This window comes from Methylobacterium sp. 77 (assembly GCF_000372825.1).
Classification (GTDB): Bacteria; Pseudomonadota; Alphaproteobacteria; order Rhizobiales; family Beijerinckiaceae; genus Methylobacterium.
The window spans coordinates 1,678,221-1,691,993 of the sequence record NZ_KB910516.1 but is presented as its reverse complement, the minus strand read 5'-3'; the positions used below and the strand labels follow the sequence as shown (position 1 = coordinate 1,691,993).

The window sequence follows — 13,773 nt, the reverse complement described above, 5'->3', positions numbered from 1 at the left end:
TCCGCAGCAAGGAAGTCAGCCCACCCATTCTCCCGCGCGCATCACCGGTACGGCGCGGCCCTCGGCGGTGAGGCCGTCGACATCGATCTCGGCTGAGCCGATCATCCAGTCGATATGGATCAGGCTGCGGTTGGCGCCCCGCGCGGCCAGGTCGTCCTCGCTGAAAGTCTCGCCGCCATTGCGGAAGCACTTGCTGTAGGCCTGCCCCAGAGCGATGTGGCTCGCGGCGTTCTCGTCGTACAGGGTGTTGTAGAACAGCAGGCCCGAGGCGGAGATCGCGGAGGAGGCCGGCACCAGTGCCACCTCGCCGAGGCGGCGTGAGCCCTCATCCGTATCGAGAACGCGCGCGAGGACGTCGCCGCCCGTGCGAGCCGTCGCCTCGACGATGCATCCCTCCTCGAACCGCACTCGGATGCCGTCGATCAGCGTGCCCTGGTAGGAGAGAGGCTTGGTGCTGGTCACATAGCCGTCCACCCGCGCCTTGTGCGGCGTGGTGAACACCTCCTCGGTGGGGATGTTGGCGTTGCACAGGATACCGCTGCGCGAAACGGACGCGCCGCCGCACCATTCGTGATCGTCAGCGAGGCCCACGGTCAGGTCGGTATCCGGCCCCTGGAAGCGAAGCGCCGCGAAACGATGCTCGTTCAAGATATTCATGCGGGCATGGAGGGCGTCGTTATGGGCTTTCCAATCCCCAACGGGGTCGATTCCATCGACACGCGACGCCGAGAAAATCGCATCCCACAGGCGCGACAAGGCCTCGTCCTCGGGGAGATCCGGAAAGACGGTTCGCGCCCAGGAGCGGTTCGCCGCCGACACGATGGTCCAATTGGTGGCGAAGTTCGCGATCAGCTCCAAAGCCGGCACATAGGCCTTCGAGCGCGAGCGATTGGCCCGGGCAACCCTCTGCGAATCCTGCCCGGCCAGTAGAGAGGGATCGTCGCCGGCGATGGCGAGCCGAGCGGCCCCGTTGCGAAATGCCTCGGCCATGCCGCTGTAGAGCCAGCCCGCAGCCGTATCGAACGCATCGTCGGGAGCGTGGACGAAGCGCGCAAGGGTCGCGGCATCGTCGGAGTAGAAGGTTGTTACGAGCGACGCGCCAGCCTTGTAGGCCTCGGTGGTGATCGCTCGGGCGAGGGGCGCAGCCTCGAGCGGCGCCGTCATCACCAGTTCCTGTCCGTGCTTCAGACCCAACCCGATTCGGACGGCCACCTCGGCGAGGCGCTCGATCCGCTCGTCGAAGGACAGGGTCGTCGTGTTGGACTCCGCGCGAATCGTCATCACCGTGTCTCCTCAGCTCCGTCCCGCATAGGCCGTGCGGACGGCGCTCAGCAAGATCGGGTGTCGAGCCGGCGATTCAAGCGCAAGGATTCAAGCGCAACGGCTGCACGCAGGCAGATCAGGCCGCGCGCGACCAGGTGATCTCCCCAAGATTCTCGCGGAAGGCGAAGCGCATCAGGTGATCAGCCACCACGTTTTCGAGGCGGGTGAGGCCGGCCGGATCGGGAGTCGCCACGCGCATCAGCAGCGCGTCTGCTTCCGCCTGGAACGTGCACACGCGGTTCTCGCCGAACGGCACGGTGCCGGACGCGTCCGTGGTCTCTACGGGAAACTTGTGGCTCCAGTGTCGGCAGAGCTGCTTCAGGTAGCGGCTCGCCTCGGCTGTGGGAACTCTCGCCTGCGAGGTCGGCATCGTGTCGTCTCCTTCGGTCCCTGTTGTCCGTCAGCGCAGCTGCGCCATGGTCGTCGCCCGGCCAATCAGGCCGTCGCGGACGCCCTCAGAAGTGTGATCCGTCCCTCGATGAAGTGCTCAAGACCGTTAACACCCCAATAAGACGCTGCAGCGCACCCACGGAGCACGCTCGTTGCGACAGAGCCTTAGACCGGAATTTCGAGCCGATTTATGGCGCATCGCAAGAGAGATTGTGACGCCATCTTGTGCGATGCACAATGGGGCAACTTGATAACGCAGGCAGCGCTCAAACCGGCGCTGCGGCGAATCCCCTCAGGCGCCCGATCTATTCCTGGGGCAACGCGGAAGGAGGGTTCAGCGACAACGCGACGATCTTGCCGGGGTTCAGCAGGTCTTTCGGGTCAAGGGCAAGCTTGAGCCGGCGCATCAGATCCAATCCAACCGGATCGCCGTAACGGCCGAGTTCGTCGCGCTTGAGCAAGCCGATCCCGTGCTCGGCGGCGATCGACCCTCCCATCCCGTGCACGATGTCGTGAACGACCCGATTGAAACGGCCCCATTGCTTCAAGAACGCGGTCTTTTCCATGCCGAGGGGCTGACTGAGGTTGAAGTGGATGTTGCCGTCGCCGAAATGCCCGAAGGCGCAGACGCGCAGGCCCGGCATCTCGGCCTCGCAGGCTGACGTTGCCGCATCGAGAAAATCGGCGAGACGCGACAGTGGCACCGACACATCGTGCTTGATCGAGCCGCCTTCGAGGGACTGAACGTCGGACAGATTCTCGCGAAGCGCCCACAAGTTCGCGTTCTGCGCCTCGCTGGAGCCGATCACAGCATCCTCCGCGAGGCCATCTTCGATAGCGGCCGCGAGTGCCGCCTCCAGTCCGTCGAGGGAACCCGCGCCGGGCCGTGTGGTGGACATCTCCACAAGCGCGTAGGCCGCGTGATCTCCGGACAGGGGACGCGGCAACCCGGACCGGTGCTTCAGGACGATGTCGAGGCCGAAACGCGGGATGTACTCGAACGCCGTGAGGTCGCGGCCGCCCGCCCGTCTCAGCGCCTCGAACAGCGCGAGCGCCTTTTGCGGTGAAGACAGGCCGACGAAGCCCACCGCCCGCGACGAAGGCTTCGGATAGAGCTTCAGCACCGAAGCGGTGATGATGCCGAGCGTGCCCTCCGAACCGACGAACAGGTGCTTGAGGTCGTAGCCGGCATTGTCCTTGCGGAGCGCGCTCAACCCGTTCCAGACGCGTCCATCGGCCAGCACCACTTCGAGGCCGAGCACCAGGTCGCGCATGTTGCCGTAGGCGAGCACTCCGGTCCCGCCGGCATTGGTCGCGAGGTTGCCGCCGATTGTGCAGGACCCTTCCGATGGCAGCGACAGGGGAAACATCATGCCCTGCGCATCGGCCGCCGCCTGAACGTCGGCGAGGAGCGCGCCGGCCTCCACGGTGATGGTAGCGCTCAGCGGGTCGACGGCTCGGATGCGGGAAAGGCGCACCAGCGACAGGACGATCCCGCCATGAGGAACGCCGCCGCCGACGAGACCGGTATTGCCGCCTTGGGCGACGATGGCGATTCCGGCCTCGGCACAGGCCGCGACGACGAAGGCGACCTCGCCGGTATCGGCAGGCCGGATGACGGCGAGCGCGCTTCCCTGGAACAGGCCGCGCCATTCCAGGAGATGGGGCGCGATATCCGCCTCTGCCGTGAGGACATGCTTGTCCCCCAGGCGCTCGGCGAGACGAGAGAGGAGATCGTGGGAAGCGGTCACTGGCGTCTCGGTGGGCGGGTGTTCGGGAGATGGCGTCGGTAGACTGTCCCCCTATGATAAGCGTCGTGACCCGTCTTTGCAGGGCGCCAAGCCGACCTGCAACCGATCAGCGCGAACCCGTGACAAGGCACCCGACCGATGCTGTCCGTGATCCCAAACCCACCCCGCATCGCCCTGCCCATCGTCGGCAGCGAGGATTTCTTCCCCGTGCGCCGCGTCTATTGCGTGGGTCGAAACTACGCCGCCCATGCGCGCGAGATGGGCAAGGACCCCGACCGCGAGCCACCGTTCTTCTTCATGAAACCCGCCGACGCACTCCAGATCGTTCCGGGTGCGGAGGCGGTCGATCACCCCTATCCGCCCCGCACCGCCAATTACCATTTCGAAGTGGAACTCGTGGCGGCCCTCGGGAGGGGAGGGCGGGACATCCCGGCGGATGAGGCCCTCGACTATGTCTACGGCTACGCCGTCGGCCTCGACATGACCCGGCGCGATGTCCAGGACGAGGCCAAGCGCCTCGCCCGTCCGTGGGATCTCGCCAAGTCTGCGGATGCCTCGGCACCCATCGGACCGCTCCACCGGGCCGAACTCCGCGGACATCCGGTGCGCGGCGCCATCGCGCTCGCCGTGGACGATGCTCCCCGCCAAGCGGGTGACCTGTCGGAGATGATCTGGTCGATCCCCGACCAGATCGCGCTCCTGTCCAGCTATTTCGAGCTCCATCCCGGCGACCTGATTTTCACCGGCACTCCCTCGGGAGTCGGCGCGGTCGAGCGCGGACAGGTGATGGAAGCGGCCATCGAAGGCTTCGGCGCCATACGCCTCAACGTCGTATGATCGGCACGCTCTTCGACAGGCCGCTGCTCCAACGGCTGTTTCAGCTCGGCGCCCTCGCCACCCGCGGAATGACCCTCGGCGTACGGGGAGCGGCCTTCGACGAGCGAGGTCGCGTCTGCCTCGTGCGCCATACCTACGTGGCCGGATGGCACCTGCCCGGTGGCGGGGTCGAGGTCGGAGAGTCCGCCGTCGATGCCATGATCCGGGAGTTTCGGGAGGAAGCGGAGGTCGCGGTCAATGAACGCGTGCCGTTGCGGCTGCACGGCTTCTTCCGCAGCACGGCGGCAGCGGGACGCGACCATATCGCGGTCTATGTCGCCCCTACCTTCAGGCTCCTCGGACCGAAGGATCCCGACCGCGAAATCGCGGAAAGCGGCTTCTTTGCCCTCGACGCCCTGCCTGAGGAGACGACGCGGGCCACGCGCGAGCGCCTGCGCGAGATCGCCGAGGGAGCGTCCCCGGCCGCCACATGGTGAGCGCGGAAGAAAGATGGGCGTCGGCAAAAGAAGCGGGAAACAGCCCTTGCCACGCCCGCCAGAATGTTGTTTAGAGACGCCGTCCGGGGCCGCCGGCGGTCTTCACCACCAGCGGCACGGCATTGTGAGCGGGTGTAGCTCAGGGGTAGAGCACAACCTTGCCAAGGTTGGGGTCGAGGGTTCGAATCCCTTCGCCCGCTCCAATTTTTCATTCCCGATGCAGATAAAAGCGACAGTTGAACGACTGTCGCTTTTGGCGTTGTCGAAGCCGTTCGCGGCTCGCAGTTGAGCTCCCGATGGCTTGGCGATGTGCCGGTCGGCTCGAACGATCGAGTGGCACCACCGGTACACCCAGAGGATCGCGACGCCGCCACGCGGATCGTCGTGAAGGCACCGACTCCCCGCGTCGCCGCCTCATGAAGTGGCTGGACAGGACCATTTCGACGAAGCGGCCCCTATCTCCCAGCCCGCCTCGCTCACCGGACTAAACCGGAAGCTCGGATTCAATCCTTCTGGAGTATCTTGCCCAGCGATCTGTGGACGCGAATTTCGCCATCGTATTCGATGAATCCCAGATCCCGGAACTTGTTGAGGAACTGGCTAACTCTCGGACGGCTCGCACCGACCATCTGTGCGAGACTTGCCTGGCTCAGCCTCGGGATCACGGCGGTCAGATCATCGTCGGTATCGAAATTCGCCAACAAAAGCAGCGTACGGGCCAAGCGTTTCTCGCTGGAATTAAACAACTGGTCGATCAAATCCTCTTCGATGCGCTTCGATCTGGCGAGCAGATGAGCCAGGAAACTGCCCGAGAAAATGTCATCCTCTCGCAGCAGGCGGATGACGAGCGCCTTCTCGATTCTGAGAATCGTCGCAGGCCCGATCGCAACCGCGTCGCTCGCACGCCTGGAATGTCCTGCGATGAGGCAGCCTTCGCCGAAGAACTGGCCGGCGTTAGAAATACCAATGATGGCTTCCTTGCCGCTTATCGAGAAGGCGACGAGTTTAATCTGACCTCCCGATACGTAGAATACAGAATCCGCGAGATCCCCCTGGTTGTAGATGACATGCCGTTCTTCAAGAAAATATTCCGACACACCGGAACCTAGACTGAGCAGAAATTCCTTGAAACCCAATATTTTCAATTGCTTACGAGGCATCGTGCTTGCCCTACGCTCCATGTCCGGCGACGACTCGATTAATGCCCTATCTGTGATGATAGTAACCCGAACCTAATCTCGCCGCAGGTTGGACCGATGCGCAGGTTTGGTATCCTCGCTTGATCCAATGCCTTGAGGATAAACAATAATTTTTTGCATTCAATGTTCTTTTTGGAACAGACATATAATGCTCACTTGCGCTGATTTATCTCTCGAATGAAAAATCGAGATTTCACGGCAAGACCGAAGCTTAAATTAACTTTTGTTTATTTTTCTATAACAGTACTGAAACTTCGATAGCCTCGTTCGAGTTCGTCTACGCAGTCTGCATCCGATCATAACTGTATAATCCGTCCACAGAAACTGAAGGATTCATGCCAGGATTTCCTCATTACGGATGGGATACCGGACAAGAAAATCGCAGGCGGATACGGTTTTCATAGACACAAAACACTGTTCGTGAAAGCTGACACTCTGCATTGATCGATGGATTTTGCAGAACTATCGGATGGGAAGCCAATATCTTTATGTCACCATATGGTGGATACTTATCAGGCAATTTACCGGCATCGCAGGTCTCGTCGAAGGGTAAGATTTAGAACCTATATTCCTATGTTCTCTCATCCTCTGCAGGCAGCGTCTGCATCAGGTCATAGCGAGGTGGACAAAATGACGAAGCGTCCGCACCGACCGATTGGCGGCATTGGCAACATCAGTCTTCGCGTAGGCCTCAAGAAGTCTCGGCCCCGCGGAACCGAGGAAGTTGTCCTGGTTGTTCCGAACGAAGTCTTCCGCGAAGGACTGAGAAGCGTCATTGCGGGGTGCCGGATCAAGGTCAGCATGTGTTTCGATAGCGTGATGGAGCTACAGGCATCGAAGGATTCGCTTCGCGAGGAAGCGATCGTGCTGATCGATTGTGCGACCGAGGCCGAGGTGGCGCTGATATCCGATCTCGCAACACAGATTCAGAGCTGTACGTCGTCGATCAGGATCGTCGTGCTGGCAGCCCCGGAAGCGACCGGCCTCTGGCATCTGGCCAATCTCGGCATCATCAACGCCTTCGTGCCGCGCAGCATCAGCTCTTCGGCACTCGTGAGCCTGCTGTATCTGGTCTGGGATGATTTCGCGGTCACGTCGATGGGATTGATGCAGACCATGAGGGTGCTGCAGAAGCCGGAACCGATGCAGATCGAGTGCGTTCAAGCGCCCCGGCCGGACGAGGTCGTCCTCCTGAACGAGATGAGGACGCTCTCGAACCGCGAGCGGGAAATTCTCTTCCTTCTCACCAACGGCGCATCCAACAAGGAAATCGCGCGCAAGCTCAATATCGCGGAATCAACGGTCAAGATTCACGTCAAGGGCGTATTTCGCAAGATCGGCGCCGCCAATCGCACCCAGGCAGCCATCTGGGCACTGATGCGAGCCGAGCCCGATCAGCCGATGCACCATCTCCCCCTGCCTCTGACGGCAGCGCTCGACAGCGACATCCAAGTGATGAACGGAGTCGCCAAGATTCAGTGATCCGATTCCGGAGCCGATGAGTCCGAACTCATCGGCTCCGCTGTCGGCAATTGCGACGCGACGCCAGCGCCAGACGGCGAAACTGATCACAACCAAGCATCTCGGTCATCGGCCCGGATAGAATTTCCGAGGCGGTGCCGTGATCGACTTCCATCAGCGAAAAATTGCGCCTGCTCAGTCGCGCAGCGCCCGTTTCTGCGAGGCGGCGTCCGGGAGGAAGACCTGTATCCGATCGATCTCGAAATCGGCCGGGAAGCGGGTCGCGGCGTCTGGTGTCCCCGTCCATGTGCCGCCGACGGCGAGGTTGACGAGCAGGAACATCGGCTGGTGCAAATCCGACGGCGTTTTCTCGGTGAAGACGGGCGCGCCGTCGAAGTACCAAGTGATCTCCTCCATCGTCCATTTGACCGCATAGACGTGGAACCCCGCCGACAGGTCCGAGACGTCGATCTTGCGCTGCGATTGACGGTGACGGCCGATGTCGCCGGTATGCAGGGTAACATCGAGAGTGGAGGTGCGGTCGCCGTAGACTTCCATCACATCGATCTCGGGCGGCCAGCCGCCGGCACGGGGCAGCAGCCAGAGCGCCGGCCAGAGACCGCGCCCCTTCGGCACGCGCGCCCGCATCTCGACGTAACCGTAGAGGAAGCTGAAGCTGCGGTATGTCGTGAGCATGCCCGAGGCGTAGGCGAGACCGGAGCTGGCATGCCGATCCGCCCGAGGCACCGGCCGTGCGCGGATCGTGAGGATGCCGTCGCTCACCGAGAACGGGCTCAGGGCGGCAAGCCCCGGCGCCTCGCGTCCGGGCCGCGGATCGACGTAATACTCCATTTCCTGATTGCCCCGGTTGGTCCGCGACCCGTCCGGATAGGCGTAGTCCCATCGCCCCTGATCGGCTTGGGCCGTATCGAGCTTGTCAAAGGTCTCGTCGAACGCGAGCCGCCAGCCGGAGGGGGGGAGGGGAGCGGCCGATTCGGCTGCCCACGGGCCGCTCGGGATCGTCCATGCGCCGAGCGCCGTGATGGCGACGAGGCCGAGAATGACCCAGCCTGCGCGCGTCGAAGCCCCTGACGCCCTCGGACGGATGAGATCAGTGATCATGGCGGTCTACTCCGCGGAGGACGGCTCGGCTGGGGGAGGTGATTTGCCGATGCGCGGCAGCAGCCACTGGGCATCCCGCGCGATGACATAGAAGACGATGAGGTTCTGCAGTGCCGGCAGGATGAAGATCGGCGCCTCGCTCAGGCCGGAGACCACCATGAAGATCGTCACCTGGTCGCGGGTCGGGTCGGGTGTGGTGATCATCCGCAGGAGCAGGCCGGCCACGAAGCAGAAGCCGGGAATTGCCCCGATGAACCCGAGGGTAAGGACGAGTTGCACACTCATGTTGTGCGCGTTGAGATGGCTTCCGTAGAAGGTCGTCGGCACGCTGTCGGAGATCAGCTGCTCGGTTCCGTTGTAGCCCCATCCGAACAGGGGGCGCTGGGCAATGAGGTCCGCAGCGACGGACCAGATTTCCGTGCGCCCCGTCAGCGTCGTCAATTCGCTGATCGAGCCGCTCCGGGTCACGCCACCGAGCAGCGCATCGAAGTGCGACAGGTCGGCAACCGCGAGGAAGAGCGCGGCGAAGGATCCCGCGAGACACACGGGGATCGCGGCGAGCATAAGAAGACCGCGCCCGCGCAGGCCGATCACGCCCCAGGCGAGCAGGCAGGCCAACAGGGTCGTCCGGCTATTGGTCATCCAGATAGCGGAGCACGCGGTGACGATACAGACGAGGGCCATGCCCCTGCCGATCTGTGAGCGGCGACGTGCACAGACGGCGAGCGTCAGAAAGTATCCGGCTTGTTGCGCGCAGACGTTGGGATGCCCGGAGATGCCCTGGAAACGCCATTGCGGCTCTTCGTTCGAAGGAGGAAGCCACCCGATCTCCGGAAACAGCGTTCCGATGACGAACCCGCCAACCATCAAACCGAACAGGCTTCCCGTCATCACGCGGATCGCCGTCCGGTCCGGCACGGTCGCGGCCAGGAGGCAGGCAAAGCCGAGATAGCCAAGCAGTCCGAGCCCGTTCACCATCGTGTAGACCGGCGTCAGGGACCAGAGCGTCGAGAGCAGCGCCACCGCCACATGGGCGCCGGCGAAGGCGAGGACGGGGTCGCGGAACATCTCCGCGATCCTGCGCCCGTGCAGGATCGCGACGACGGCGAGGACCAGCCAGACCACGAGCTTCACCCCGTTCTGTGGAGTCAGTCCGACCTCTCCCTCCGCCCGAGGGGCAAATGCGATGTTGAGCCCGAGCACGACGATGGCCAACATGATCAGGAGGGCCATCGGCCGCGCCGCCATCAGGCCCCAGAGAATCAGTGCGACCGCGAATCCCCCTGCGACGAGAAGCGGCGCGAGATAGGCGATCGTGCCGTGATTGCCGGCAGTGGCGAGGTAAGCGGCCCATGCCGCGGTAAAGGCGAGCGGCAGCGCGATTGAACCGAGCAGGCCGGACGCGCGGGACGGAGTCATCGCGCGAGCTCGCTGACCTTTGTGCTGCCCGTGGCGCCGACGACGAGCTGCTCGGGGCGGATCACGACTTCGATCACGTCGTCGGGCAGGATCTCGGTGCCTTCCTCCGCCGGGACACGGACGGTCCCCTCCGGATTCTTGCGGTAGATCACCACGTCAGGCGCGCGCCCGGTCCCGCGCAGCTGCGCCTTCAGGGCTCCCGTATAGAGCAGCCGCTCACCCGCCGACCGCACCTGGGCGCGCTCGCGCTCCAGCTCGACGACCATGGTCTGCAAGGTCTGGGTCACTGTCGACCTGTGCTCGTCAATGGACCGTTCGAGCCTGCGTTCCAGTTCGGACAGGTCCCGCCGAGCCTGGGCGAGACGCGCCGTCGCATCGACCTCCTGGGACCTCAGGAAGGCGACTGAACGACGATCCTCCTCGAGGCGATAGGTCGGCGTCAGACCCTTTGCGGCGTTGCCGGCCGTCCGTTCGATCGCCTGCCCCTGTTGTACAAGGGTGGCTTGGCTTTCACGCAGCGAGCGTTCGAGAGAGGCAATGTTCGTCTGCGTCTGCTGGATCAGCCGCTCGATCGACTGGCGCTCGTTACGGAAATTGGCGGTGCGGATGGCGAGGTCGCGGGATTCGAGTTGACCGATCTGCGCGACGACGCGCGGATCGACCGGCGCCTCCTTCAGCACCGCGAGATCGATACTGTCCCGTCCGTCGATCTCGGCCTGGAGACTCAGAACCCGTGCCTTGCGACGCACCAATTCCACCCAGTGCGAATCGTATTGGCTCTGCATCTCAGGGCCGGCGAGCAGCGGGTTTTCGGCTCGGAAGCGAAGGGCGTCGTAACCGCCGGCCACCGCCACCGCGTGACGGACGGTCATGCCCGGCCGATAGACCTGGGAACCGGGGCGGGCGACGTCACCGCTGATGTAAAAGGGGCGGTGCTCGATCAGCTCCACCGTGACGTCGGGATTACGCACGGTGCCACTCGCATCGAGCCCCGTCGAGACGGTCTTGCGCAATTCGGCCAGCGTCAGTCCGGATGCCTTCGCCTCGCCGAGAAACGGCAGGGACACCGTTCCGTCGATGTTGACGGTGACGCGGCGCCGGTAGTCCGACATCCCGAAGATCGCCACCTCGACGATGTCACCCGTGCCGAGGCGATACTCCGCTCGGGCCGATGGGACAGCGGCGGTGAAGCAGATCAGGGTCGAGAAGGCACAAAGGACCGGTCTCATGGGAAGCCTCATCGATCGCTCGAAGTTTGGGCCGTGAACGTTGCGGAATGGGTGCGCTCAGCGGAGGGGGCAGTCTGCTGCCTCCACACGGCGGCCGTCAGGGCGATGACGCTCGCCAGAACGATCTGTGTCGCGGCCATGCGACGGGCCTCGACAGCGGCGACGATGCGGGCGCGTCTCAACATCGCCACGAGCCCGACAAACGTGAGCAGCCCCGCGAGCGCGCAGCCCCAGCCCTGACCGGCAATCCCTGCGTAGGAATCTCCGACGACGATGAGGGCGACGAGAACGACGAGCGCGGGCACGAAGAGGCGCAGAGCCTCGACCAGGGGCTTGTCCGTCAACACCATGGCCATGGGAATGGTCCATGCGACGACACCGAGCGGCACGCAGGAGAGGGCGAGGCCAATCGTGGCCGACGTCGCAGCCTCGTAGCCCGGAAACAGGAGCGCGATGACCGGGCCGGTGAGGAAGATGGCGAGAAGGGCGATCCCGGCGAGGACGAGGCCGACACGGCGTGCCTCATGCTCGAACATCGCCGAGGTCGCCTCCGGCGTGCTGGCCACTCCGCTGAGAAGCTTGGGGTAACGCACCTGGGCGACGGCGCCGACGATCGCGAGGCCGACCATCGCCAGGTTCGCGCCGAACGCGAACAATCCGAGTTGTTCGGGCGCGGACAGGAACGCCGAGACCCAGCGGTTGGAGGTCATGTAGGCGAGCCAGAGACCGTTGAAGACGAAGAGCGGCAACGCCTGCCGGACCATGCCGGCGAGAGGTCCGATCTTCCAGGCGAAGGCGCGTTGCGGTTGGCCGAAGAGCGCCAAGAGCAGCACCGACCACAGAGCCAGGGCGGCAAAGCAGCCAGTCACGCCACCGAGGACCAGGCCGGCGAGGCGCGGTGCGGTGAGTCCGGCCTGCTGAACCAGGGCGAGCAGCGTGAAGTCCCAATGCTGGGAGGCGGCCCGGTAGATCATCGTCGGCGCATGCGCGACCATTCCCAGCACGCCGCCGATGACGGCGAGGGCCGCATCCAGCGGAGCGAAGCGCCCGCTGGCGAGAGCGGCGGCGACGGCGACCGGTGTGAGCACCACGACACCGATCAGCCCGAGGGCCCAGGAGGCCTGTAGAATCTCCGCGCTGCGCGCTGCCGCGGCGTGGGGCCGGCTCGCCAGATCGCGGTCGGCGAGCTGGGACAGGCCGAGATCCGACCGGGCGGCATATTGGAACAGAGTGCCGAGGAGCGCGAAAGAACCGAAGGCCGCGGGATCGAGGAGGCGCGGGATGATCAGCGTCGTCCCCATGCTGAGAAGACTGACGAGGCATACGCCGATTGCGTAGGCGGACGGGTGCCCGAGCCAATCGAGACCGATCCGCCGCCGGATGCCCCTGAGGGCAGCGGAGCGGGGGATGTCGAGGATGTCGAGTTCCGCGCTCATAGGGCCTGTCGCCCCCTGGGCTGCGCGAACAGCACCTGGCGAAGAGAATGCATCCCGTCGAGCGCGCGGCCGAGACGGAGGGAATCCCGCATCAGGCCGAGGGCGACGAGTTGCGTCGAGGAGGTGAACGTCTCGCTCTCCGCATGGAAGAAGCCGGTTTCGGGCCGGGCCGCGATGATCGCGGCATAGCGGGCATATTCAGCGGCCCCGTCCCAATGCTGGCCCCGCGCCGCCTCCTGGACCGCGCGAGCATGGAAATCGGAGAAGAACTTGAAGTGAAGCAAGATTCCGGTCACGGGAGCGGGAATGAAGGGCGTCGTCAGGTGGTTGCCGATCCAGCGAAGGCCGGGCCGGACCTTGAGCAGGGGCACCTTCCGGAGTTCGGGCGGAAGCCCCGCTCCCAAACGCGTCCGATCCAGGCCGAGATGCGATCCGATCGGGTTGAGGCGGAGGGAGCGCAACGCGCGCCGCATCGCCATTCCGAGGCGCCCGGTCCGTGCGAGTTCGGGATAGAACAGCCGCTGGCGCGGGCCGCCGACGATCTCGGGCTCGTGGCCTGGAACGAGGCTCGGACGCTCGCGATATGTCCTGTCGAAATGGGGGCAGGTCGTCAGGAACGACGTGCCAGTCTCGTATTTGGCATCCCGGATCGGCCCGGCATTGTACATGTCGAGCATCAGCGTCGAGAGACCTTCACTTCCCGCTTCGTTCAGGAAGGCGCAGAAGCGCGGGAGCTTCAGGCTCTCCGAATGGGGATAGACCAGCAGCTCATCGGCATCGATGAACAGGCACCAGGTCCCCGCCGGCAGCCGCTCTGCGAGTCCATTGATCCAATCCATGCCGAAATTCGCATCGCGAAAGCTCTCCTCAGTGCGAAAGACGTAGCAATCGGGCTGTGAGAGGAGGAATTCGAGGCTTCCATCGGTGGAGCCGTTGTCGACGACGAAGAAACGCTCGACTCCGAGGTCGCGGTGATAGTCCAGGACGAAGGGAAGGCGCAGGGCCTCGTTTCGTACGACCATCAGCGCAGGGCAGGAGCCCCTACCGACCGAGAGCGTCCGGGTGTCCAGTCGTCTGAGGGGCATCGGCGGCGTCCTCTGTGCGGCGGTAGGATGGGCTTCGGGCAAAAT

At 64.0% G+C, this 13,773-nt stretch carries 12 protein-coding genes and 1 tRNA gene; 4 read left to right on the top strand and 9 right to left on the bottom strand.

Features of this window, described 5'->3' with window-relative positions; translation table 11 throughout:
* Positions 1 to 15: 15 nt before the first annotated feature.
* The 3 genes from A3OK_RS0107990 to A3OK_RS0107980 form a co-directional block, all read right to left on the bottom strand.
* Positions 16 to 1,281 (bottom strand): aminopeptidase, encoded by a 1,266-nt coding sequence (locus A3OK_RS0107990; RefSeq protein WP_019904421.1) that lies wholly within the window; start codon positions 1,279 to 1,281, stop codon positions 16 to 18.
* 118 nt (positions 1,282 to 1,399) lie between these two features.
* Positions 1,400 to 1,693, bottom strand: a complete 294-nt coding sequence (locus A3OK_RS0107985) for a DUF2218 domain-containing protein (protein ID WP_019904420.1) — start codon at positions 1,691 to 1,693, stop codon at positions 1,400 to 1,402.
* Positions 1,694 to 2,018: 325 nt separating this feature from the next.
* The gene (locus A3OK_RS0107980; protein WP_019904419.1) at positions 2,019 to 3,464 is read right to left on the bottom strand and encodes an FAD-binding oxidoreductase; all 1,446 of its coding nucleotides are present in this window, start codon (positions 3,462 to 3,464) and stop codon (positions 2,019 to 2,021) included.
* A gap of 138 nt (positions 3,465 to 3,602) precedes the next feature.
* Here A3OK_RS0107980 and A3OK_RS0107975 point away from each other — a divergent pair, with 138 nt between their 5' ends.
* The 3 genes from A3OK_RS0107975 to A3OK_RS0107965 all read left to right on the top strand — a co-directional run bounded on the left by A3OK_RS0107975 (position 3,603) and on the right by A3OK_RS0107965 (position 4,980).
* The gene (locus tag A3OK_RS0107975; RefSeq protein ID WP_019904418.1) at positions 3,603 to 4,301 is read left to right on the top strand and encodes a fumarylacetoacetate hydrolase family protein; all 699 of its coding nucleotides are present in this window, start codon (positions 3,603 to 3,605) and stop codon (positions 4,299 to 4,301) included.
* Positions 4,298 to 4,777, top strand: a complete 480-nt coding sequence (locus tag A3OK_RS0107970; protein WP_019904417.1) for an NUDIX domain-containing protein — start codon at positions 4,298 to 4,300, stop codon at positions 4,775 to 4,777. The genes A3OK_RS0107975 and A3OK_RS0107970 overlap by 4 nt, the downstream gene beginning before the upstream one ends.
* 128 nt (positions 4,778 to 4,905) lie before the next feature.
* A tRNA-Gly gene (locus A3OK_RS0107965) sits at positions 4,906 to 4,980 on the top strand.
* Between the two features lie 300 nt (positions 4,981 to 5,280).
* Here A3OK_RS0107965 and A3OK_RS0107960 read toward each other — a convergent pair.
* Positions 5,281 to 5,937: a Crp/Fnr family transcriptional regulator gene (locus A3OK_RS0107960; RefSeq protein WP_026597044.1), complete on the bottom strand. Its 657-nt coding sequence runs from the start codon at positions 5,935 to 5,937 to the stop codon at positions 5,281 to 5,283.
* Between the two features lie 669 nt (positions 5,938 to 6,606).
* On the opposite strand from A3OK_RS0107960, the gene A3OK_RS23535 reads away from it, so the two are divergent.
* Positions 6,607 to 7,458 (top strand): response regulator transcription factor, encoded by an 852-nt coding sequence (locus A3OK_RS23535; RefSeq protein ID WP_196805427.1) that lies wholly within the window; start codon positions 6,607 to 6,609, stop codon positions 7,456 to 7,458.
* A gap of 174 nt (positions 7,459 to 7,632) precedes the next feature.
* Here A3OK_RS23535 and A3OK_RS22560 read toward each other — a convergent pair whose 3' ends face one another.
* From A3OK_RS22560 to A3OK_RS22550, 5 genes are read right to left on the bottom strand one after another with little or no spacing between them, the layout of a single operon-like run.
* Positions 7,633 to 8,559 carry a glycoside hydrolase family 16 protein gene (locus A3OK_RS22560; RefSeq protein WP_019904414.1) on the bottom strand — a complete coding sequence of 309 codons (927 nt, stop codon included), beginning with the start codon at positions 8,557 to 8,559 and terminating at the stop codon, positions 7,633 to 7,635.
* Between the two features lie 6 nt (positions 8,560 to 8,565).
* Positions 8,566 to 9,978 carry an O-antigen ligase family protein gene (locus A3OK_RS0107945; protein ID WP_019904413.1) on the bottom strand — a complete coding sequence of 471 codons (1,413 nt, stop codon included), beginning with the start codon at positions 9,976 to 9,978 and terminating at the stop codon, positions 8,566 to 8,568.
* On the bottom strand, positions 9,975 to 11,207 hold the full coding sequence (locus A3OK_RS22555; RefSeq protein WP_019904412.1) for a polysaccharide biosynthesis/export family protein: 1,233 nt from the start codon (positions 11,205 to 11,207) through the stop codon (positions 9,975 to 9,977). The genes A3OK_RS0107945 and A3OK_RS22555 overlap by 4 nt, the downstream gene beginning before the upstream one ends.
* A gap of 8 nt (positions 11,208 to 11,215) precedes the next feature.
* A complete protein-coding gene (locus A3OK_RS0107935; RefSeq protein ID WP_019904411.1) occupies positions 11,216 to 12,643 on the bottom strand; it encodes an oligosaccharide flippase family protein in 1,428 nt (475 codons plus the stop codon).
* The gene (locus A3OK_RS22550; protein ID WP_081631169.1) at positions 12,640 to 13,728 is read right to left on the bottom strand and encodes a glycosyltransferase family 2 protein; all 1,089 of its coding nucleotides are present in this window, start codon (positions 13,726 to 13,728) and stop codon (positions 12,640 to 12,642) included. The genes A3OK_RS0107935 and A3OK_RS22550 overlap by 4 nt, the downstream gene beginning before the upstream one ends.
* Positions 13,729 to 13,773: the final 45 nt, after the last annotated feature.